Origin of the sequence: Maribacter sp. R77961 (assembly GCF_044594925.1) — a bacterium.
Classification (GTDB): domain Bacteria; phylum Bacteroidota; class Bacteroidia; order Flavobacteriales; family Flavobacteriaceae; genus Maribacter.
This window is the reverse complement of sequence record NZ_CP138991.1, coordinates 24678-48498: the sequence shown is the minus strand read 5'-3', so window position 1 is coordinate 48498 and position 23821 is coordinate 24678. Positions and strand designations below refer to the sequence as shown.

18 protein-coding genes and 1 tRNA gene are annotated in these 23821 nt (G+C 37.7%); 5 read left to right on the top strand and 14 right to left on the bottom strand.

Going from position 1 to position 23821, the window contains the following annotated elements; all coding sequences use genetic code 11:
• Positions 1-5: 5 nt before the first annotated feature.
• Positions 6-1676 carry an alkaline phosphatase PafA gene (pafA, locus tag SJY09_RS00190; protein ID WP_396636963.1) on the bottom strand — a complete coding sequence of 557 codons (1671 nt, stop codon included), beginning with the start codon at positions 1674-1676 and terminating at the stop codon, positions 6-8.
• 111 nt (positions 1677-1787) lie between these two features.
• On the opposite strand from pafA, the gene SJY09_RS00185 reads away from it, so the two are divergent.
• Positions 1788-2525, top strand: coding sequence for an MlaE family ABC transporter permease (locus SJY09_RS00185; protein ID WP_396636962.1), 738 nt, complete (start codon positions 1788-1790; stop codon positions 2523-2525).
• Positions 2525-3292 carry an ABC transporter ATP-binding protein gene (locus SJY09_RS00180; RefSeq protein ID WP_396636961.1) on the top strand — a complete coding sequence of 256 codons (768 nt, stop codon included), beginning with the start codon at positions 2525-2527 and terminating at the stop codon, positions 3290-3292. Before SJY09_RS00185 ends, SJY09_RS00180 begins: the two co-directional genes overlap by 1 nt.
• Here the strand turns inward: SJY09_RS00180 and SJY09_RS00175 are convergent.
• The 3 genes from SJY09_RS00175 to SJY09_RS00165 are packed head-to-tail and all read right to left on the bottom strand — an operon-like array spanning position 3289 to position 6445.
• Positions 3289-4758, bottom strand: a complete 1470-nt coding sequence (locus tag SJY09_RS00175) for a DUF389 domain-containing protein (protein WP_396636960.1) — start codon at positions 4756-4758, stop codon at positions 3289-3291. The genes SJY09_RS00180 and SJY09_RS00175 overlap by 4 nt on opposite strands.
• Positions 4759-4761: 3 nt before the next feature.
• Positions 4762-5841: a mannose-1-phosphate guanylyltransferase gene (locus SJY09_RS00170; RefSeq protein WP_396636959.1), complete on the bottom strand. Its 1080-nt coding sequence runs from the start codon at positions 5839-5841 to the stop codon at positions 4762-4764.
• A 1-nt stretch (position 5842) separates the two neighbouring features.
• Positions 5843-6445 carry a SprT-like domain-containing protein gene (locus SJY09_RS00165; RefSeq protein ID WP_396636958.1) on the bottom strand — a complete coding sequence of 201 codons (603 nt, stop codon included), beginning with the start codon at positions 6443-6445 and terminating at the stop codon, positions 5843-5845.
• Positions 6446-6459: 14 nt separating this feature from the next.
• Here SJY09_RS00165 and SJY09_RS00160 point away from each other — a divergent pair, with 14 nt between their 5' ends.
• On the top strand, positions 6460-7143 hold the full coding sequence (locus SJY09_RS00160) for a peptidylprolyl isomerase (RefSeq protein ID WP_396638573.1): 684 nt from the start codon (positions 6460-6462) through the stop codon (positions 7141-7143).
• A gap of 1 nt (position 7144) precedes the next feature.
• Here the strand turns inward: SJY09_RS00160 and SJY09_RS00155 are convergent, their stop codons facing one another.
• The 6 genes from SJY09_RS00155 to porV all read right to left on the bottom strand — a co-directional run bounded on the left by SJY09_RS00155 (position 7145) and on the right by porV (position 13506).
• Positions 7145-7825: an SDR family NAD(P)-dependent oxidoreductase gene (locus tag SJY09_RS00155; RefSeq protein ID WP_396636957.1), complete on the bottom strand. Its 681-nt coding sequence runs from the start codon at positions 7823-7825 to the stop codon at positions 7145-7147.
• The gene (locus SJY09_RS00150; RefSeq protein WP_396636956.1) at positions 7825-8856 is read right to left on the bottom strand and encodes a M28 family metallopeptidase; all 1032 of its coding nucleotides are present in this window, start codon (positions 8854-8856) and stop codon (positions 7825-7827) included. The genes SJY09_RS00155 and SJY09_RS00150 overlap by 1 nt, the downstream gene beginning before the upstream one ends.
• A gap of 73 nt (positions 8857-8929) precedes the next feature.
• A complete protein-coding gene (locus tag SJY09_RS00145; protein WP_396636955.1) occupies positions 8930-10561 on the bottom strand; it encodes a 2-oxo acid dehydrogenase subunit E2 in 1632 nt (543 codons plus the stop codon).
• A gap of 4 nt (positions 10562-10565) precedes the next feature.
• Positions 10566-11564 carry a pyruvate dehydrogenase (acetyl-transferring) E1 component subunit alpha gene (gene pdhA, locus SJY09_RS00140; protein WP_396638572.1) on the bottom strand — a complete coding sequence of 333 codons (999 nt, stop codon included), beginning with the start codon at positions 11562-11564 and terminating at the stop codon, positions 10566-10568.
• Between the two features lie 183 nt (positions 11565-11747).
• Positions 11748-12236, bottom strand: a complete 489-nt coding sequence (cdd, locus tag SJY09_RS00135; protein WP_396636954.1) for a cytidine deaminase — start codon at positions 12234-12236, stop codon at positions 11748-11750.
• A 121-nt stretch (positions 12237-12357) separates the two neighbouring features.
• On the bottom strand, positions 12358-13506 hold the full coding sequence (gene porV / locus SJY09_RS00130; protein WP_396636953.1) for a type IX secretion system outer membrane channel protein PorV: 1149 nt from the start codon (positions 13504-13506) through the stop codon (positions 12358-12360).
• A 419-nt stretch (positions 13507-13925) separates the two neighbouring features.
• On the opposite strand from porV, the gene gldJ reads away from it, so the two are divergent.
• Together gldJ and murF are read left to right on the top strand one after the other, a co-directional pair.
• A complete protein-coding gene (gene gldJ / locus SJY09_RS00125; RefSeq protein ID WP_396636952.1) occupies positions 13926-15596 on the top strand; it encodes a gliding motility lipoprotein GldJ in 1671 nt (556 codons plus the stop codon).
• 63 nt (positions 15597-15659) lie between these two features.
• Positions 15660-16937, top strand: coding sequence for a UDP-N-acetylmuramoyl-tripeptide--D-alanyl-D-alanine ligase (gene murF, locus SJY09_RS00120; protein ID WP_396636951.1), 1278 nt, complete (start codon positions 15660-15662; stop codon positions 16935-16937).
• Here murF and SJY09_RS00115 read toward each other — a convergent pair whose 3' ends face one another.
• The 4 genes from SJY09_RS00115 to SJY09_RS00100 form a co-directional block, all read right to left on the bottom strand.
• A complete protein-coding gene (locus tag SJY09_RS00115; protein WP_396636950.1) occupies positions 16938-18677 on the bottom strand; it encodes an efflux RND transporter periplasmic adaptor subunit in 1740 nt (579 codons plus the stop codon).
• Entirely contained in the window at positions 18667-22347 is a 3681-nt protein-coding gene (locus tag SJY09_RS00110) for an efflux RND transporter permease subunit (protein ID WP_396636949.1), read from the bottom strand. Before SJY09_RS00110 ends, SJY09_RS00115 begins: the two co-directional genes overlap by 11 nt.
• Positions 22348-22527: 180 nt before the next feature.
• Positions 22528-22602: transfer RNA gene (locus tag SJY09_RS00105), tRNA-Val, on the bottom strand.
• Between the two features lie 98 nt (positions 22603-22700).
• Positions 22701-23585: a dienelactone hydrolase family protein gene (locus SJY09_RS00100; RefSeq protein WP_396638571.1), complete on the bottom strand. Its 885-nt coding sequence runs from the start codon at positions 23583-23585 to the stop codon at positions 22701-22703.
• Positions 23586-23821: the final 236 nt, after the last annotated feature.

The window sequence follows — 23821 nt, the reverse complement described above, 5'->3', positions numbered from 1 at the left end:
ATTTTTTACTGCAACACCGCTGCAATAGGTTTCCCCGTTGTACCACTTGGAAAAGATATCCCCAATAATGCTGCCACTGTAGGTGCTATGTCTGGTATTTCCGTTCGTTCTACAGTATTACCTTTCTTAATCCCTTTTCCGTAAAAAAGTAATGGCGTATGTGTATCATATACCTGAGGAGAACCATGTGTGGACCCGGTCATAGGGTAACTGATAGTGCCAGGTTTTAAGACCAGTAGTACATCACCGGAACGTTTCTGGCTATAGCCATTTTGAAGTATGTATGGTATACCGGAGGTGTACTGGTATTGCCACATTTGATAGCCTGTATATACCCTGTCTACATAATCGTAACCGAGAAATTCCTTTGCTATCTCCTCTTGTACATCCTTTAAATTTAAATCCAAGTTCTTTATAATCTTATGATCTAAGAAGAACTGTAGATTTGAAAAATTCTTTACGATATCTTCTGTTCCGTACTTATATTTTAAAAATTCCGAAAACTTAGCTTTTGTGGTATCATAATCGACATGACCTGCAGGTATCTTTACATCCTTTAAATAAGATGGCACCTCTATAGCACCATGGTCTGCGGTTAAGAATAGGGTATACTCGCCTTCACCAACATTTTTGTCCAACGCTTTGAACAGACGTGCCAAATCTTCGTCTAATCGTAAATAGGTGTCTTGAATTTCTTTTGAATTAACACCATACTTATGACCTACGTAATCGGTACTAGAAAAACTGATAGCTAAAAAATCAGTTATATCGTCTTTTCCCAGATTTTCATTTTTCAAAGCTTCAATGGCAAAATCTGTGGTAATACTATTGCCATAAGGTGTAGCTTTAATCAATTCAAAATCCCTAGTTTTATCCAATAGGTTCGGTATACTATGAGGAAAGGTAGGTGTTGTTTCCGTTTCAAACAATCCTTCATAAGTATTGTTATCCGTTCCACTCTCTGTATACGTGGCAATATCCCTTAAGGTGTTCCAAGGCTTCTTGTAAGACTGCGCCGCTCCAGAAGAATTGAAGTCGTTCACCCATTTTGGCAACGCTTTCATATAGTAAGAGCTGCTGATCCATTTTCCCTCATCCGCACCATGAAACCAGTAGGCCGCGTTGGCCGTATGACCTCCCGGAAGCACTGCGCCTCTATCTTTTAAAGCAATGGCAATTGTTTTACCCCTAAACTGTGTGTGTAGGCGCAACTCATCAGTAATTGTAGTGCTCATCATGCGATGTGGCGACATTTTCCCAGCATCGGTAGCTGTACCTACCGAACTATAACTTTCGTCAGATGCACAGTAGACATCTATGTCCTGTTCTTTATCATACCAATTATTTCCAATGATACCATGTGTAGCGGGAGTAGTTCCGGTATATACCGAAGTATGTCCCGGCCCAGTACTTGTTGGCGCATAATTAAAATGGTTGTTCTTACAATTAAAACCTTCTTCCACCATGCGCTTAAAACCTTCATCTCCAAAGTCTTTGTAAAAACGGGTTAGGTAATCATAACGCATTTGATCAACAACAATACCCACTACCAATTTCGGAGTAACCCGTAGATTACTTTCGTCCGCAATTTTGCTTTTCTTTTGTGCTGATGACTGAAATACGGTGAAAACAAATACTAAAAAGCTGAAAAAGGAACTATAATTTCTTTTGCTCATGCTATAAATATTGAGTCGTAAAAGTAAATAAAATCCTTCTTAAAAGTTTAATTGGAAGTCAAATCAAGTCCTTTATTCTTATTTTTACGTTTAGAAATATATTTTGAATATATGAACTACTTAGCGTCTATTGGCAGCTACTCCATTATGGTTAGAGAGGTTTTTAAAAAACCTACTAAATGGAGAATAATGAAATCGCTGATTTTAAAGGAAATAGACGAGCTTATATACGGTTCTCTAGGTATTATTGTTTTCATCTCTTTTTTCATAGGTGCCGTTGTTGCCATACAAACTGCATTGAACCTTACGAACCCTATTATACCAAGAAATCTTATAGGATTTGCCACAAGGCAATCGGTTATTTTAGAGTTCGCACCCACTTTTGTGTCTATCATAATGGCAGGCAAGGTTGGGTCTTACATCACCTCCAGTATCGGCACGATGCGGGTTACAGAACAAATAGACGCCCTTGAAGTAATGGGTGTAAATTCTTTAAATTACTTAGTCTTTCCTAAGATTATTGCCATGCTTTTTTATCCCTTTGCTATTGCCATTTCTATGTACGTAGGTATTTTTGGCGGATGGATTGCCGGCGTTTTCGGCGGCTTTTTAACAAGTGCCGATTTCGTTTCTGGACTTCAAACAGATTTTGTCCCCTTTCATATTGCATATGCCTTTATAAAGACTTTAATATTTTCATTTATAATAGCCACAATTCCTTCTTTTCATGGATACTATATGAAAGGTGGTGCCTTAGAAGTCGGTAAGGCGAGTACCACGGCATTCGTGTGGACGAGTGTGGTAATCATTATCTTAAATTATTTATTAACACAACTCCTTTTAGGCTAATGATCGAAGTTAATGACATACAGAAATCGTTTGGTGAAGCGCATGTTCTAAAAGGAATAACCACGACTTTCGAAAAAGGAAAAACCAATTTGGTCATAGGACAAAGTGGGTCGGGAAAAACAGTGTTCCTAAAATGTCTTCTTGGGCTTTTTATTCCGGAAGAGGGTTCTATTGTCTACGATGGTAGGCGGTACGCTAACCTAAGCGAAGATGAAAAGAGAGATCTACGCCAAGACATGGGTATGGTCTTCCAAGGAAGTGCGCTTTTTGATAGCATGACGGTTGAAGGAAATGTGAAATTTCCATTAGAAATGTTCACCAAACAGTCTTCCTCGGAAATGGAAGACCGAGTAAATACTGTGCTAAAAAGGGTGAATTTAATCGATGCACATCATAAATATCCCTCAGAAATATCCGGGGGAATGCAAAAACGTGTCGCTATTGCAAGAGCTATCGTTATGAACCCAAAGTATCTTTTTTGTGATGAGCCTAATTCTGGATTAGACCCTAAAACTGCTATTTTAATTGACAATTTAATAAAGGAAATTACGGAAGAGTATGATATTACTACGGTAATAAACACGCACGATATGAATTCCGTGATGCAAATAGGGGAGAAAATATTATTCCTTAAAAATGGTCTTAAAGAATGGGAAGGTACAAAGCATGAAATATTTAAAACGGAAAATGAAGCAGTAACCAATTTTGTGTACTCCTCCGATCTCTTTAAAAAAGTTCGCCAAATGTATATTGAAGAGCGAAATTAGTCACTAATTACCTCTTTCATCTTAATATTCTTGTCTTTTAAGCGAAGTTTGAGCCATTCGAAAAGTTTTTTCGCATCCTTTTCGGTTTGAAAACGTTTCGCCTCTTTTTTCCAAGTAACCTCAAAAACCGGTATCGTATCCGTCTTCGTAAAGTCGGTAGAAATCAGGTAAGAATACCCAAGTCTAGATAAATTCTCATAATTGGTCTTCGCTTCAAGACTTATTTCTGCAAAAGGTATTTGACCGGCGGTACCTTTATTCAAACGAGTGAGTTCAGATTCTAACAATGCTATTTTTTCGTCTTTACTCGATAATTGATTCTTCTGGGATTCGTATAGTTCATTTACATACTTTAATTCATTGGCAGCCTCATTTTTTGAACCCTGTACCACATTAAGAATACATCCTTTTAGCTTGGGATACTCGTTCATTTGGTTCTTCCACGTGGCAATAATATTATCAGGTATGGTTTCATTGCCCATAAAAACTATCTCCACAGACGAATCTACTCCATCATTAAATTCTATATCCGTAAAATCCTCTAAAAATCTACCTTCTCCGGAAAACTGGTACGGTGCAATTTTTTCGTTTATAAAACTGTTGGCCTCCCGCCTAAAAAGTGATTCTTGAAATACACTATAAAAAGTAATTCCGGCAGGAATCATTACGGCTATAGCTACTAAAGAAGCTAATCTAGCGATAAGCCTACGTCTTTTAGAGTTTACGTAGCGTACCATCGGGAACCGCAATAACTTTATAATCAAAAAAGTTGCCAAGGCGATGAAAATCGTATTTATCGTGAATAAATACATCGCTCCCATTGCATACTCCCAATTGGCGATTGCCAATCCAAACCCCACCGTACATAGTGGCGGCATCAATGCGGTTGCAATGGCCACACCAAAAATAACACTAGCGATCGTTCCTTTTTTAGCCCTTGCGATAACCAAGGCCAGACCACCAAAAAAAGCGATTAATACATCTCTTATATCCGGTGCGGTCCTCGCCAATAACTCTGACGACTCATTTCGCAGCGGGAAAAACTTAAAAAAAAGAAAAGCGGTCAACACACTCAATATCACCATTACCGCAAAATTCTTAAGGGACCGTTTTAAAGTATCAATGTCATTGATACCAATAGAAAGACCTATACCCAATATAGGACCCATCAGTGGAGAAATAAGCATTGCTCCAATTACCACAGCAGTAGAATTAGCATTTAACCCAATAGATGCAATAAAAATTGAACAGATAAGAATCCAAGAAGTATGTCCTTTAAAAGGAATATCCGCAATAATAGCCTCCTTAGTAGCTTCCTGGTCCGTATTGGTCCGTATATCTAGCAGTTCTGATAAAAAACGCTTTACACTACCCGCTAAACCTTTAAGGTCCTTTTTTACCTCCTCACCACTTTCTTGTGGTTTTTCGGTAGGAGTAATATTATCCTGATTAAAGTCTTGACTCATATATTATGCTTGTTCACTTCCAAACTTTTCCTTGACCTTGGTCAGTACTTTTTTGATGTCCTGCTCTTTGGACTTCGGGTAAATTAAAAGCACTTCTTCCTTATCCACTATAATGTAGTCTTTTATGCCATCTACAACAACAATTTTGTCTTTCGCCGCCCTAATCATATTTCCAGAGGAATCCTCTGCCAAAACTTTAGCGTTTACAACTGCATTGCCGCCCGTATCCTTATCCAATTTGTCGAATAAGGAACCCCAAGTTCCTAGGTCGTTCCAATCAAAGGTTGCAGCCAAAACATATATGGAGCTACTATGCTCTAAAATAGCATAATCAATTGAAATATTTTCGGCCTTTGGGTAATTTTCTGCTATGAAGGCACGCTCTTTATCCGTGTTGTAATATGCAAAACCTGAATCAAATAACCGGTACTGCTCGGGCTGAAAGGACTCAAAAGCTCCTACAATAGTTTTTACACTCCACATAAATATACCACCGTTCCACAAAAAATTACCTTGTGATAAGAAATCCTTAGCGGTTTCGTAATCTGGTTTTTCTCTAAACTGATTTACCTTTTTAATTTGATTATCATCCGTTTTGTCATATTCAATATATCCAAAACCGGTATTGGGGAACGTAGGTTTAATCCCTAGTGTACATAGCACATCTTCCTTTTCGCATTTTTGAAAGCAAGCAGTGACATCTGCTGCAAAGGCCTGTTCATCCTCAATCCAATGATCACTTGGAGCTACAATCATAACACCGTTAGGGTTCATCTTTTTAATCTTAAGGGCTGCGTAAAGAATACACGGTGCCGTATTACGCATTGCAGGCTCAAGAACTACTTGTTCCTGTTTTACAGCTGGTAGTTGCTCTAGCACTAAATCATTATAGCGCTCATTGGTTAATATTAAGATGTTCTCCGTGGGAACGAACTTGTTTAAACGTTCAAACGTTTTTTGAATTAACGTTTTTCCCGTACCCAACATATCGTGGAACTGCTTAGGATACTCACTTGTACTTATTGGCCAAAATCTAGACCCTACTCCGCCGGCCATCAAAACCGCATAATAATTCTTATTCATCTTAACTATGTATTAATTCTACTTCTGCATTAGGCTGAAAAAGATACATTTTACCAGATTCTACCTCAACACATTCATAACGCTTTATTCTTTTATTTCCTTTTTTAAAGAGTTTTCCATTGTACATTCTAAAAATACTTCCTAATGGTATTTCAAAAACGTAAGATTTTTCTGATTGTTGTTCATCGTAAGATTTTAAGGCTATTGATAATCTTGCATCAGTGCTGCTGCTTGCCTTTGGATTCCTAAAATGTGAAGCTAATAACGGTAAAAGCATCGATGGAAATATTTCCGGCCGGATAAATGGCAGCATTAAATGTTGAAATGTTTTCTTCCATTCCAAGCCATGAGGTTTTATACGCCTTCCAAATTTTTCAAATGCCACTAAATGTGCAATTTCATGAACAAGTGTAATCAGAAAGCGATATTTATTCAATGTAGCATTTACGGTAATCAGATGCTGCCCGTCTGCCGTCCTCCTATAATCACCATGTCGGGTAACACGCTCATTTACTATTTTTAGATGAACATTGTTTAATCGTATAAGCTCCAGACAAGCGGGCACTGCCCTTTCAGGTAAATATTTTGTAAGGACGTTATCCATGACAACAAAAATACCTGAAAAAATACTATTGGTTTATTTTAAATAAGTTATATCTTCAAAATCACAAAAAGCTTCTTATTAAGAAATATCTTATTGGTATAGTTGCCCTAATTATTATAAGCTGTGCCCCTAAAATATTTTCTAAAAAATGGACTACAGCAATAGCGCCATCGAATTTTACGGTACATTTTGAAACCTCTAAAGGAAATTTTGATATAAGTATAACGAGGAATTTATCCCCTAAAGCAGCAGATAGGTTTTACCAATTGGTAAAGCATCGGTATTTTGACAACCAACTCTTTTACCGCGTTAATCCTGGTTTTGTAGCGCAGTTTGGCAGCACGGACAGTATACAGTACAATCATTGGAACAGTATAAAAGTTCCCGATGAAAAAGTTATTCAAGGAAATTCGAAAGGAACGATAAGTTTTGCCAGAGGCGGACCCAGGACAAGAACTACGGACCTTTATATTAACCTTAGTGATAATCATCGTCTAGATACGATTAACTATAACAATGTAAAAGGATTTCCGTCTTTTGGAATAGTCATAAACGGCATGGAGGTTGTAGAAAACTTATATTCCGGCTATGCAGACACTACAATGGATACCTTAGACTTGATGTATGCGGATAAAAATGCCTTTATTAAACTTTTTCCAAAATTAGATACAATACATAAAGTGTATGTAAAGCCTTAACTTATGGTGTACTGCTACTTACCTGTAATAGCTTTCCATTATATAACTTATTACCAGTTAGTGCAAAATCCTTAATATATATTGCCATTTCTAAAGCTGTTATTGGCGCTTTATAGCCAGGAAAAGCCTCCTCTAACATTTCTGTTTGCACGGCACCCAAGGCAAGCGCATTAAAGGATGGACCAGCTTCTTTAAATTCTTCGGCCCACAACTCGGTCATTGTAATTACCGCTGCTTTACTAGAACTATAGGCAGAAAGACCCGGGAATTTCATACTTCCCTGAACGCCTCCCATAGAACTTACAGTTACTACATGGGAGTTTTTGTTCATAAACGGCACAACCAATTGCGTAATAGCTGCCACACCGAATACATTTACATCATAAACGGCTTTAAATTCTTCCATGCTAGTTTCTAGAAAAGGTTTATTCAATAACTTTCCGGCGTTATTAATTAACACATCTACGCTTTTCCAATTAGCAGCTAAAAACTGTTTTAGCCTTAATAAATCAGCATCGCTGGCAATATCAAAAGGAAACGTATGAATATTGGTTATTCCCAGACTTTTAATAGGGTTCTCGTTTCGGGACAAAGCCAATACTTCATGGCCTTCTTTCGCAAATAATTGTGCTAGCTCAAAACCAATACCTCTACTTGCCCCCGTAATTATAATTTTAGCCATTAGTTATATTTTACTTCTTTAACAGATGCATTCGCTATTCCTTCCACAACGGGTATCACCTTGTTCACTACACTTGCCATATGTTCAAAATCCATTAAGTTAAGTTCATCGCCAACTTTATGATAATGTTCAAAATTGGTAAAGTCAAATGTACTATACGTTTGTGACGGCACATTAAAGACATTGTGAAACGGATAATTGTCCGATCGCTTGAACAAATTAAACTCCTTAGCTTTTGGCAAAAACCCTACTAATTTTTCATTAGCATAGGTATTACTTACCTGGGCCAAATTTGAAAGTTCATAACCTGTGACATATAATAAATGGTCTTTATTGACCATTGGAACCCCGACCATTTCAAAATTAAGCATCGTGTAAAGCGTAATAGCTTCACCCTTTAGCTTTTCCGCTAAGTGTTTAGAACCAAGAAGCCCTTTTTCTTCAGCACTAAATAAAGCAAATAAAATACTCCTTTTGTTTGATTTTTTTCCTCCAAAATATCTTGCGAGTTCTAATACTACACTAGTTCCTGATGCATTATCATTAGCTCCGTTGGCAATAACATCTCCATTTTCGCTACCCATTATTCCAATATGGTCATAGTGGGCACCAACAACAATAAACTCTTTCTTTAATTGTGGGTCCGTACCTTCTAAATAACCTACCACATTAGAAGTGGGTTTATCAAAATTACCTAATGTGTCCCGGTATGTTTTAAAATAAGGCTGCACGTTGTTTTCTTTAAAAAAATCCGATATAAACTCAGCCGCCTTCTCAATACCATCACTTCCGGAATCCCGACCTTTTAAATCGTCTGATGCCAAAAACACCATTAGATTTTCAATTGTTTCTGCAGATGCGAAAGTTTTTTGGGTGTTAGCCTCTATGGTTGATGCCATTTTTTCTTCACTAATTTTACCGACTAAACCAGCAGGACCTTCATTAGTAGTAATTGTGTTTGTAACATTTCTGTTTTGAGCACCACATCCCCATAGAATAAGCACTTGAACTAAAACAATTAATTTTTTCATTTTTCCAATTTATTTAAAGATAAAAAGCATCCTGAAAAGAGGATGCTTTTTATTATTTTAAAACCAATTTGATTTAAGCCAACATCGTTACCGGATTTTCTACAAAATACCTCAGGGTCTGTAAAAATTGAGCTCCAACGGCACCATCAACAGTTCTATGGTCACACGCAAGTGTAAGTTTCATGGTATTACCCACTACTATTTCTCCATTCTTAACTACTGGTTTTTCTACAATAGCGCCGACTGAAAGTATCGCAGAATTGGGTTGATTGATAATAGAAGTAAATTCTAATATACCGAACATTCCAAGATTAGACACGGTAAAAGTACTACCTTCCATCTCTGCTGGCGCAATCTTCTTAGTCCTTGCCTTGCCTGCCAAATCCTTAACGGCAGCACCTATTTGGGTAAGTCCTAATTGGTCAGCGAACTTCACTACTGGCACAACTAGACCTTCATCCACAGCAACCGCAACACCCATATGGATATGTTTGTTATAGCGGGTCGTATCTCCATTCCAAGAAGTATTTACTTGCGGGTGCTTTCTTAAAGCCATTGCACAAGCCTTCAGTACCATATCATTAAATGAAACCTTGGTATCGGGGAGACTATTTATTTGTGCTCTAGAAGCCTTGGCATTGTCCATATCTACCTCGATAGTAAGATAAAAGTGCGGTGCAGTGAATTTTGATTGCCCTAAAACTTTTGCAATTACCTTACGCATCGAAGAATTTTTGACTTCCTCCGAACCCTCTTCGCCTACAGGCAAGCTTATAGGCGCTAAGCTTGGCTCAGCCCCTTGTGCTTGTTGAGCGACAGGTGCAGCAATGGATTGTAATGGTTGATAATTCTCCACATCTTTTTTAACGATTCGTCCATTATCCCCAGAACCGGAAATAGCAGCCAAATCTATTCCTTTATCTTCTGCTATTTTCTTTGCCAAAGGGGAAGCAAAAATCCGCTTGCCGTCCGCAACTGGTGTTTTAGACGTATCGGAATCAGCTTGTACTTTCTCTTTTGGTGCTTCTTTTTTACTTTCAGCCGTATTAGTTTCAGATTTTGAAGCTTCGGGTTTTGCATTTAAAACAGCATCTACATCCGTTCCTTCAGGTCCTATTACGGCTAATACTGCATCAACAGGAGAGGATTCTCCTTCTTGAATACCTACATACAGTAGCGTACCAGAGTAAAAAGACTCAAACTCCATTGTGGCTTTATCCGTTTCTATCTCTGCCAGAATATCACCTTCTTCTACGGTGTCACCCACTTTTTTTAACCAAGCTGCAACCGTACCCTCTTCCATGGTATCGCTTAAACGTGGCATTTTAACCACCTCAACACCTTCAGGAATTTCAGCAGCCTCTTGAGCTACATCTTCATCCTTAGTCACTTCCTCCGAAGCAGTTGTCTCTTCCTTCGCCGGTTCTGAAGTAGCACCACTATTTAACAAACCGGAAATATCTTCTCCTTCATCACCTATGATAGCAAGTAGCGAATCTACAGGAGCGGTATCGCCTTCGGCTATACCTATGTGAAGTAAGGTCCCTTCATTAAAGGACTCAAACTCCATCGTAGCCTTATCAGTTTCTATTTCCGCTAATATATCTCCTTCTTCAACCTTGTCCCCGACATTTTTCAACCACGTGGCAACGGTACCTTCTTCCATGGTATCGCTTAATCTGGGCATATTTACAACTATAGCCATTTACTTATAATTTATGTTGAACAAATGGAAAATCTTCTTGTTCGTAAACCATATCATACAATTGGCTTACTGGTGGGTAATCTGATTCCTCCGCAAATTTCTCACATTCAGAAACCAAGGCTTTAACTTTTTTGTCAATTTTCTTGATTTCATCCTCAGTAGCGTACTTTTTTTCTTTGATGACGTCCAATACTTGAGTAATAGGATCTATCTTTTTATATTCCGCTACCTCATCTTTAGTTCTATAGTGTTGTGCATCGGACATAGAGTGTCCCCTATATCTATAGGTCTTCATCTCAAGAAAAGTTGGTCCGCCACCGGTTCTTGCCCGCTCAATAGCTTTACTCATTTCTTGAGCAACCGTAACAGGATTCATTCCATCAACAGGACCACAAGGCATTTCATACCCCAATCCTAATTTCCAGATATCTGTGGAATATGAAGTTCTCGCCACCGAGGTACCCATGGCATAACCGTTGTTTTCACAAATGAAAACTACAGGTAGTTGCCAAAGCATCGCTAAATTAAAGGTTTCATGAAGCGATCCTTGCCTAACGGCACCATCACCCATGTAACAAAGCGTTACGGCATCACTACCATTATATTTATCCCCAAATGCCATTCCGGCACCTAGAGGAATCTGACCTCCTACAATACCATGACCTCCGTGAAATCTATGTTCTTTCGAAAAGATGTGCATAGAACCTCCCATACCTTTTGAAGTCCCAGTAACTTTTCCATAAAGCTCTGCCATAACTCTCTTTGGGTCTACACCCATACCAATTGGCTGGACATGGTTTCGATAGGCAGTAATCATCCTATCCTTCGTTAAGTCCATAGCATGTAATGCTCCGGCCAAAACGGCTTCCTGACCATTATAGAGGTGAAGAAAACCTCGTACCTTCTGTTGTATGTATACAGCGGCAAGTTTATCCTCGAATTTTCTCCAGAAAAGCATTTCCTCGTACCACTTCAAATACGTCTCCTTGGTGATTTTTTCCATCAATCTATTATCTAAATTAATAATTACTTTTCGGGACATAGCGCATATCTCTTACCAGTGCCGAAAGAAAACAAAAATACACATATTAATGAATGGATAAAAAAAATAGAACCAAAAGGCGAAAGAAATTATAGGCTTAACAAAAATTATGCATTGCGTTTGTTTTAGCTACGAAAATCAGGACTATTTCAAGAAGGTACTACTAAATCCCAATGGCAGTATATCTGCAATAGAATTACACTGAACAATTTGGCCAACTTCACCCATCAATAACAACTTTATGGGTTCTTTTTGTCTAAACTCATACTCGAAAATGGCCTGCCTACAATTACCACAGGGTGCTGCAGGGGTTGCTACTTCATAATTTTCGGATGCTGCCGTAATGGCTATTGTTTTGATTTTAATTCCAGGAAAACGAGCCCCAGCCTGAAATACCGCTACTCTTTCAGCGCAAAGACCAGATGGATATGAAGCATTTTCCTGATTACTACCAATGACCACTTCATCATTTTCTAAATAGACCGCAGCGCCAACGTTAAATTTAGAATAGGGTGCATACGCATTTTCTCTAGCTTCTATAGATTGAATCATTAACGATTTATCCAATTCTTTTAATTCGTCTAAAGAATTATAAATGGTTATGTCGAAACTTAAACTTTTTTCTACAGGCATTGTAAAAGGGTATAATAACAAAAATAAGGTTTTCCGAAAAAACGAAAACCACTTTTGAAGGGTTTAAAAATCAAAAAAACCTGCGGCTAAGCAGGTTTTATATTATTTATTTTTAGGCTTTCTAATCGTTATAAAATTCCTCTCCCAGGCTAAATGTAAGTGCAAAACGCAATGTGTTTTCCAAAGGGTTTCTAACTTGTGATGTAGAGAATAAATACGACAAATCTATCTGAGCTGCTTTAAACTTAAAACCTGCACCGAGTGTAAAGAATTTTCTGGAACCTTTTTCTTCACTTTCATTAAAATAACCCGTTCGCACCATAAAGGCATCTTGATAAGAATATTCTGCTCCCAAAGCCCAAGTAAATTCTTTTAATTCTTCAGAAAAACCATCAGGGGCATCAGTGAACGAACCTAAAATACCACTAAATCCGCTTTCGTTTTGATAGATATCATTATCCTCTGAATCAATATCACCATCATTATCAAAATCTTGAGGCGTAGGAACTAGAAGTTTGCTGAATTCTGTTGTTACCCCTATAACATTATCTTGGTCTAGGATAAAGTCAAAACCTAATCCTGCTCTAAGATTACTTGGCAGAAAGTTTTCCTGTCCACCTTCATCATATTGAATTTTGCCTCCTACGTTGGAAATATTGAAGCCAGCCCTCCAACGACCATCAAAATTATTATAAGCAACTTCTCTAGACCTATAAAAACCGGCCACATCTACCGCAAATGAACTAGCCGCTTGCGAATCTTCCGTACCGTTCTGTGGCAACCTTAGGTTAGATCTTATGTATCTACCAGAGACAGCCATCGAAAACGTTGGGCTAAGCTTAAGTGAATAAGAGCCATCCAACGCAAGTTCATTCGGTTTTGCTAAAGTTCCAGGATCATTTGCGAACTGGCGCAACTCTATTTCGCCTAGTGTAAAATATCTAAGACTTACCGCAAATGCACTTTTCTCGTCCAATTTATTATAAAAACTAGCATTAAGAAGTGAGATATCAGTTATGATACTTTCTAAATAAGGCGTATAGCTTAAGCCGATGCCCATTTTCCGTTCTGCAAACGCAAATTTTGCCGGATTCCACTGTTGCGAAAAGGCGTCGGTTGAGGTGGCCACACCCATATCACCCATTCCTGCGGAACGTGCATCAGCTGCAATAGTTAAAAATGGCACTGCCGTTGTTATCACTCTCTGGTCTTCTTGCGCTACTGATTTAACTACAAATGCTAACATGAAGAGTATTGAAATCTTTTTCATTTAATTTAATATTGATTTAGGAATAAAATATAGCGTGTTACTTCTAGGGTAATATGGTGTATTTTACATGTAAACGACCTTTTTACGATAATCTTGTATGAAGATGTTACTATTTTTAGTTATTCATATTCCAAAACTATCAAGGAATCTAGATTTTCCCCCGCAGGACTAGCTTTAGACATCTTCTCTATAAAAAGAAAACAAAATACCCATACTATAATAGTTTTTGCCACGTTATGACTGTTAGTAATGCACTTTTACGGCATTATTAGCTAGTCAAGGTTAAAAAAAAAATAACCTATAAAATATTATGATGAAAACATCGTTTTAATCAGCGAAAGTGACATCAAATTAATCAAAACCCAATACACAGACTCATTTAAACGTTAGTTTGTGAAGATTGAACTCAAGTCCTAATTATGAAAAAACAGTTTACAAAATTTGTACTCTCATTAACCGTTATAGCGGGAGGTTTTACAGTAACCAGCTGTTCTAAATCCTCATCTTCCTCTAAAAACACTTCTAGAGCTACAGGTTGGAAAATCAATGCTAAGGAAGGCGGCTTCCAATATAATACCGATTTTAAGGAGCAAGAAACTGCTCCAGGGTTAGTATTTGTTGAAGGTGGTACGTTTACAAAAGGTAAAGTACAGGATGATGTGATGCATGACTGGAACAACACACCCACCGCACAACACGTGCAATCATTTTATATGGATGAAACAGAGGTGACCAATGTCATGTACCTAGAGTATTTAGATTACTTGAAAAGTGTTTACCCACCGGAAAATCCTAAGTATACCAATATTTACAAAGGAGCTTTGCCCGATACTTTGGTTTGGAGAAATAGATTAGGCTTTAATGAAACTATGACCAACAACTATTTAAGACATCCTGCCTATGCGGAATATCCTGTTGTGGGTGTAAATTGGATACAAGCCACTCAGTTTGCGGAATGGAGAACAGACCGTGTAAACGAGGTGATGTTAGAAAGAGAAGGATATTTATCTGAAGATGCCAAATACCAAGCGGCTAGTGGAGAAGTAGCTGGTACTTTTAGCACGGAAGCTTATTTGAACAGGCCAGAATCTGTTTATAACGGACAGATTGATTCTTTACAAGGCAAACAAAAAAAGGATAGTGTTTCAACTTTCGCCAAAAGAAGTAGTGGTGTTATTATGCCAGAATATAGACTACCTACCGAAACGGAATGGGAATATGCCGCTCAAGCACAAGTTGGCTCAAGAGAGTACAATAATTATAGAGGTAGAAAAAAATATCCTTGGGAGGGTGACTATACCAGAAACGGACAACGCGTAGGTAGAGGTGATCAACTTGCGAACTTTAAACAAGGAAAAGGAGATTATGGTGGAATCGCGGGATGGTCAGATGATGGTGCAGATATAACAGCACAGGTGATGTCCTACAAACCCAACGATTTAGGTCTTTATGACATGGCAGGTAACGTAGCTGAATGGGTAGCTGATGTGTATAGACCAATAGTTGATGATGAAGTTAGTGATTTCAACTACTACAGAGGTAATATTTATATGAAAAGCGCTATAGGAGAAGACGGCAAAGTAAATATCCTTCGAGATTCCGTACTTTATGACACACTTCCTAATGGAAAGGTTGTAGCGGTGAATTTACCAGGAGAAATCAAGCAAGTTCCTGTAGATGAAAACGAAACTTACTTAAGAACCAATTTCTCTTCTAGTGACAATAGAGGCTACAGGGATGGTGACCCAGGTTCCTCAAGATTCTTCGATAGATTCAGCGATGAAGATGAGGAAAGTGATAAAGCGAGCATGTACAATTCTCCACAACATAAAGTTGAGAGAGATGAAGACGGTAAGATTACAAGACAATACGATCAATCCAATACCAGAACTTCTTTAATCAATGATGAAGTAAGAGTATACAAAGGAGGCTCATGGAGAGATAGAGCATACTGGTTAGACCCTGCACAAAGAAGATATATGCCACAATATATGGCTACAGATTATATCGGGTTTAGATGTGCAATGTCCAGAGTTGGGTCAAAGTCTAAAACAAAAAATAAGACCGTAAGAGGTAAGAAAGCAAAATGATTTTGCTCATCTAAAATATTAAAAAGCCCTTTTCTTAAAGGGCTTTTTTTTATCTTCGATTTTATGAAAATTGAAGACCTGCACAAAATCTTTCTCCGGTACCCTTCTGTATGTACTGATACTAGAAAACTTTTAAAGAACGATATTTTCTTTGCCCTAAAAGGTGAAAATTTCAATGGTAACGAGTATGCAAAGAAAGCTATTGAAAATGGCGCTACCTATGCCATTATAGATGAGGAAAGATTCTTTGTTGACGATAGAACTATAATAGTGAAAAACGCGCTAACCACATTGCAGCGTTTAGCTAATTTCCATAGAAATTATTCCAAAGCAAGAGTGATAGCCTTAACAGGCAGCAACGGAAAAACCACAACCAAAGAACTGATTAATGCGGTCCTTTCCAAAAAATATAGGACCATTGCCACTATAGGCAATTTAAACAACCATATAGGAGTTCCTTTAACGTTATTATCCATAAAAAAAGATACTGAAATTGCCATTGTAGAAATGGGTGCCAATCACCAAAAGGAAATAGAATTTCTTAGCGGTCTTACGGAACCGGATTTTGGATATATCACCAATTTCGGTAAAGCACACTTGGAAGGGTTTGGTGGAGTTAAAGGAGTAATCAAAGGAAAGAGTGAGCTTTATACACATCTAATTGCTGAAAACAAAGGCATATTCATGAATGCTGACGACCCCATTCAAAAAGAAAAACTAGCCTCCTATATTAATAAATACGGTTTTAGCACTAGCGACCCAAGCTTTACTATTATAAAGATGCCCAAGGCAAATCCTTTTGTTGAAATTGAGATAGGACAAACGCATATAAGCACAAAACTAATAGGCTCTTACAATTTCCCCAATTGCTGTGCCGCTATATTAATGGGTAAATATTTTAACGTCCCCGATGATATGATAAAAATAGGTTTAGAATCCTACCTACCCGATAACAACAGGTCCCAAGTCATTGAAAAGAAAGGGCACAAAATTATCCTTGATGCCTACAATGCAAATCCTACAAGTATGAAAGCCGCATTGGAAAATTTCTCCCAAATAGAAGGAGACCGTAAATGCTTGTTCTTAGGAGACATGTTTGAGCTTGGAGAACAAGCTAAAGAAGAGCATCAAAATATCGCGGAACTTGCCCAAGCACTTGAACTAAATAACACCTGCTTGATTGGTGAAAACTTCTATGAAGTGAAAAGTGACTTTAAAAAGTTCAAAACCTATAATGACTTAAAAGATTACTTACGTTCTGAAAATATTCCTAAAAATAGTAGTATGCTTATAAAAGGCTCAAGAGGAATGGCACTAGAGCGGATTTTAGAAATACTATAGCTATTGAATTTTTCGGGTTATTGAACCACAGGTTAACATTTGGTCACCAAAGTATGGGTTTCTAATTTCACTTTCAAAACTTAGCCAATTGGCTCCACTATTATTATCTGCCATAGGACAATGCTGCACATATATGGTCTCATTTAAACCTCCTAAGGCATCCAACAAAACTATCATCTCTTCTGATAGATTTTTAAACTGAAGTCTTTGCTCTTCTATTTGACCAGCGTTTGCCGTACCCTTCGTATATTTTTTAAATTTCTCTAAATTAGGTTTTAAGGCCCCTTCAAAACTATTTATATCAATTTCATCCAAGATAGCTTGTAACTTCAAAGCTTCGCCTTGGCTTTTTTTAAAATCGGATTTTACTAGCTGATTTTTTAAATCAAAGTAGGTCTGTGTTAATTTTAAAATATGTCGATTCTCCTTTATTTGAAGTGAAACACCTATGTCTTCAAGATTGGCCGATGGTAATTTGCGCTGCCCCCCCGTATTCATCATAGATTTTTTACCTTGAAGCTGGGCAGCTGCATCTACAGTAAAGGCACCATTAGTTACCACTTCTGCACCGGGATCTAAGCCGTCCAAAATAAAATAAGAATCACCTATACGTTCCCCAAGAGTTACTTGCGCCATCTCAAAAACAAGCTCATTAGGATTTGATTTTACATAAACCACAGAGCGCGTTCCTGTCCAGAGGACAGCACTTTTAGGAACAGTCAGTAGCTGCCTCTCATAATTAACGGCAACACTTCCTTGGATAAACATCCCTGGCTTAAACTTCTTATCTCTATTATTCAAGGTTACCCTAACTGCAACGGTACGCTTATTCTCATCCATTACCGGTTCTATAAAAGAAATTTTTGCCTTGATTACCTCTCCTTTGAAGGCATTTGAATTAATGACCATATCTTGACCAACCTTTAGAAGTGGCAATTGATTTTCATATGCATCAAAAACCGCCCATACGGTATAGAGGTTGCTTACTTTATACAACGGATCTCCCTGTTTATAATAATTACCCTCAGCTGCCATTATAGAGGTAACGGTACCTGAAACATCTGCATAGAGTGGAAAATTCATCATAGGCTTGCCAGTTCTTAAAATCTCATCAATCTGAGCATCTGTCATTTTCCACAGACCTAAGGTATTTCTAGCCGCAGCATATAACTTTTGATGCGTATCCTTATAAGAAGCGGAGGTTAGTAGCTTATCCTGTGCTAAGTACATTTCTGGCGAATAAATAAGTCCAATCTGATCCCCTTTCTTCACATACTCCCCAATGTAGTTAATATCTAATTTATCGATCCTACCATCGAATAAGGTGGTTTGCACGGCATTGGTCTTATCATTAGAGGTTATCTTTCCAGATAGCACTATAGAATTTCCCTTATTTTTGTCATTGAGACCTACAATACTAGTTTCTACATTGGCCAAGGCTAAGGCATTTTCACTCATAGAAAACTGGTCCACACCTAAGATTATGTCATTTGATGTGGCATTTACCGCTACTAAATCCATTCCACATAAAGGACATTTGCCTTCCTCGTTCTTAGAAACTTGTGGATGCATAGAGCAAGTATAAGTAGCTATAGCCGTAATTTCCTTAGTATGATCCAGATGGTCTTCTTCTGTTCCAGAATTAAACAGAAAATAACCTAGCAATAGACCAATTAGAAGCACCAATCCGTAGCCTCCATATTTTTTTAAATTACGTAATTCCAAAACTTTATCGCTCATTACGTTTTAGTTTTAATTCTTCCCTTAAACTGTATAGCACAGGTACTATCAACAAAGATACCAAAGCAACCAACATTCCTCCAAAACTAGGAATTGCCATAGGAATCATAATATCCTTCCCTGTACCCTGTGCCGTCAAAATGGGTAATAGCGCCAATAAGGTAGTTGCCGTTGTCATTAAACATGGTCTTAATCTTCTCTTTCCTGCTTCTAGAACAGAGGCTCTTATAGCCGCAATATCCGCCGGTGCATTACGGGTAAAAGTCTGTTTAAGGTAGGTTGCCATAACAACCCCATCATCCGTTGCTATACCAAACAAAGCAATAAAACCTACCCAAATGGCCACGCTCAAGTTTATGGTCTTTATATTGAATAAATCTCTAAAGTTTACATTTCCAAAATCAATATTTAAAAACCATTCTTGACCATACAACCAAATAAGTATAAAACCTCCTGAAAAGGCTACTGCAACTCCGGTAAAAACCATAAAAGAAATAGCCACGGATCTAAACTGTAGGTAAAGAATAAATAGAATGACGAGCAAGACCAATGGTATAACAAAGGTCAGCGTTTTCTCTGCGCGTAGCTGATTTTCATAAGTTCCCGAAAAGCGATAACTAACACCTTCTGGCACCACTAACGAACCTTCATCAATTTGATTTTTTAATTTGTTCTGAATTTCTTCTATAATAGCCACCTCTGCATAACCGGACTTTTTATCAAAGAGCACATAACCTGTTAGGAAACCGTCTTCACTTTTAATTACCTGAGGTCCTTTCTCGTATCTAATTGTAACGATTTCACTTAACAAAATAGAACTACCATTTTTTAAGGGCACGTAAATATTCTCTAAATCAGAAGGATTTGCCCTTAGCTCCCTAGGGTATCTTACGCGTACACCAAAACGCTCCCTACCCTCAATAGTTTGCGTTAAGACCTTGCCACCAATACCAACCTCCAACACTTCCTGTATAGCTTCTATTGATATGCCATAACGCGCTGCAGCAACTCTATCAATATCTAAAAGCATATAAGGCTTACTAATAATCCTATCGGCAAATACGGATGCCGCATCTACCCCCTCAATATTTTTCAAATAGCGCTCTAATTGCAACCCGAATTCTTCTACTACCTGAAGTTTGGGCCCAAAAACTTTTATCCCCATTGGGGAACGCATTCCTGTCTGAAGCATTACCAATCTTGTCTCAATAGGCTGTAATTTTGGTGCTGATGTTACCCCTGGTAGTCTGGAAGCATTTACGATAGCTTTCCAAATATCTTCTTTACTTTTTATTTCTGGTCTCCAATTACGATAAAAGGCTCCCTGATCATCTACTATAAGTTCGTTAGCACTTATACCGGAACCAGAAGCCACCTGTTTTCCTTTTTTAGTTTGGAACAAACCATTTTCAACTTTAAATGAAATTGGCTCATTGTTCTTATCCACGATATATTCAGGTTTGTAGATAATCATGTTTTCGTACATGGACAACGGTGCCGGATCAAGGGCAGAAGCAACCCTACCTGCCTTACCTACCACGGTTTCTATTTCCGGGATAGCGGCAACAGCCATATCTAACTGCTGTAATACACGCTTATTTTCACTAACACCAGAATGTGGCATTGAAGTTGGCATTAACAAATAAGAACCTTCATCTAGGGTAGGCATAAATTCCTCTCCAATATTTTTGAAAACTAAAAACGCTAGAAGTAAGAGAAATGAAGGTATGCTTAGAAACAAGAGTTTATTGGCCAAAGCCCATTTTAGAATATGCTCATAATAGGTTCTAAATACAAGGAGTGCTCCTAAAACTAGGAAACAGCTAAAAACGATAAAAAACAAACTAAAAAAATAGGAAGTCTCAAGGCCCAATGGTCGCCAATAGTACGTTAGTAAAATTACAGCAGCTAAGATTATCCAATAGCGTCCATAATTATCGGCTTTCTTCTTTGGTATCACCTTATAAAACTTTAATAGCCCAATAACACCTATACCTACCAAGACTATTCCTGAAAAATATCCAAACAGCACTACCAAAATTCCCCCGAATGCCATGATTGCCGAAAGGATAATGGAGTAGTCCCTTTTAGCACGTCTACGACTATACCACTGCGCTGTAATGGGAGGTATTAAAAATATTGCAATAAACATAGTAGCTAGCAACGCTACTGTTTTTGTAAATGCCAAGGGTGTAAAAAGTTTTCCTTCAGCACCACTAAGTGCAAATACGGGAATAAAACTTACTATTGTTGTAAACCCTGCGGTAAGCACTGCACCAGAAACTTCAACTGTGCCATTATATACTATTTCGTTAATTGTTTTTCCTTCTTTTGGATGCTCTAAATGCCTTATTATATTTTCTGAAAGTATAATCCCTAGATCCACCATAGTCCCTACGGCTATAGCAATTCCAGAAAGCGCCACAATATTAGCTTCTACTTTAAAAGCCTTCATAGCTACGAAAACCAACAATACCGCCAACGGAAGTAGACTGGAAATAACTATTGAAACTTTTAAATTTCGCAACATTACGAGCACCACTAAAATCGTAAACAGTATCTCAAAAGTAAGCGCATCCTTTAAAGTATCAAGCGTGTTCCCAATAAGCTCACTACGGTCATAAAACGGCACAACAGTTAACTTGGACACCCTTCCATCCTTTAAAGTCTTACTTGGTAGACCTACTGCAATTTCATTAATTTTTTTCTTGATACCAGTAATGACTTCCATTGGATTAGAGCCATATCTTGCCACAACAACACCACCTACTACTTCTGCTCCTTCCTTATCTAGAATGCCCCTTCTTTCAGCCGGACCAAAACCAACTTGGGCAATATCCTTAATTCTAATAGGGGTGAAATCGTTAGATAACACTTGCGCATTTTCTATATCCGAGCTATTTTTTATATAACCAAGACCCCTAACAAAATATTCCGCATTATTAATTTCAATAGTTTTAGCCCCTACATCTCTATTGTTCTCCTTCACGGCCGCAACAACATCGGCAATAGAAACCCCATATTGACGCATCAATTCAGGATTTAAATCAATTTGATATTCTTGTACATAACCCCCTATAGATGCCACCTCAGAAACATCTTTGGTAGAAGACAACGCATTTTTTACGTAGAAATCTTGAATGGTTCTGATTTCATGTAAATCCCAACCACCCGTAACTCTTCCTTCACTATCCCTACCTTCTAAGGTATACCAAAATAGCTGACCTAAAGCTGTAGCGTCCGGGCCTAAGGTAGGTTTTACCGATGTTGGCAACAGACCATCTGGCAAACTATTAATCTTCTCTAAAATTCTACTTCTAGACCAATAGAAATCTACATCATCGTCAAAAATCACGTATATACTTGAAAAACCAAATAAGGAAGTACTTCTTATCGTTTTTACACCAGGCACTCCTAATAAATTAGTAGTTAAAGGATAGGTAATCTGATTCTCTATATCTTGCGGAGATTGCCCTGACCAAGTTGTAAAAACAATTTGTTGATTTTCTCCTATATCGGGAATAGCATCCACCGCGACAGGGTAAGAGGGTATTATTGAATTATTTGCAAAAAAAGGAGTGTTGACCATTCCCCAGAACAAACAAGTAAACAACAATACCGCAGCTACTATTTTATTCTCTATTAGGAATTTAATGCTCTTGTTTAGCATATTTTTATTGAATTCAAAACTTTATAAAAGTAGAATTGAAAAACTCTAAAGTACTAACGCATAAAAAACGTATTGATTGTGACGCAAAGGGGATAATATACAAGATATGGGCCATTACGTTTTTGCATCTTAAATACAGCTATTTGTCAGGTTTACAAAATCTGTTTCAAAAATAAAAAGTGGGATATACTGGATTCGAACCGGTGACCTCTGCCCTGTCAAGGCAGCGCTCTAAACCAACTGAGCTAATATCCCCTAAAAGTGCGCTAAGGTAGAATTAAAATCTGTTTCGATAAAGTAAACCAGAGTCAAATTCATTTTGTAAAATTCAAGCTCAGCTCGCTTCAAAGAGGTTACACAAGCTTTTTTTGAAAAAAGTCTATGGTACGTTCCCAAGCTAGTTCAGCAGCTTCCCTATCATATCTTGGAGTAGTATCATTATGAAATCCATGATTAGCATTGGGGTACATATGTGCAATATATTCCTTTCCATTTTTCTTAAGCGCCTCCTCATAAGCTGGCCAACCTGCGTTGACCCTAGTATCTAATGCGCCGAAATGAAGCAATAAAGGTGCTTCAATTTTACTTATTCCTTCTTTAGGTTGACCTCCATAAAATGGCACTGCCGCTCCTAAACCTTTAACCTCAACTGCCATCATATTAGAAATCCAACCTCCAAAACAAAAGCCTACCACCCCTACCCTACCGTTGCACTCGGGATGGTTTTTCAAATGTTCGTAGGCAGCAATAAAATCTTCCAACATTTCATTTCTATCTCTTTCCCTTTGTAGTTTTCTTCCTTCATCGTCATTTCCAGGATAACCTCCCAATGGAGTAAGTGCGTCTGGTGCCAAAGAAATAAAACCTGCTAGGCCTGCCCGCCTGCCCACATCTTGTATATGGGGGTTTAAACCTCTATTTTCGTGCACCACTATTATTCCGGGAAGTTGCTTTTTAGTAGCAACAGGTCTGGATAATAATCCTTTTATGATTCCACCTCCTTTTGGAGATTTATATTGTATGAACTCAGAATTTAATCTAGAATCATCTTGTGAAATCTGAATTTTTTTCACATAATCTGGTGATATAAAGCTCATTATTGAAGCTACAGTCAATCCGCCTACCGCATAAGTGGATAGTTTATCCATAAAAAGCCTTCTGCTTAGTCTATTATGTGCATAATCATCATAAAGGTCAAACACTTCTTGTTTAATATCTTCTTTCTTCAGTTTTCCTATCAAAGTTTTATATTTTTTCTGATTCATTAAACCTAATCATTTAAATAGGGCCTTCAAATTACTTCAAAATTCCTACTCTTTTATATTTTTCATCTTAAATGTTTGCAAATCAAAAGCTACTTTTGAATACTTAATCCATAAAAGAATTAAATATTTGTATTACAGTGGACTGCGAATTATTAGAACAGACATAACTTCTTTGAAATACATGCAAAATTGGCGGGATAAATTGTTTT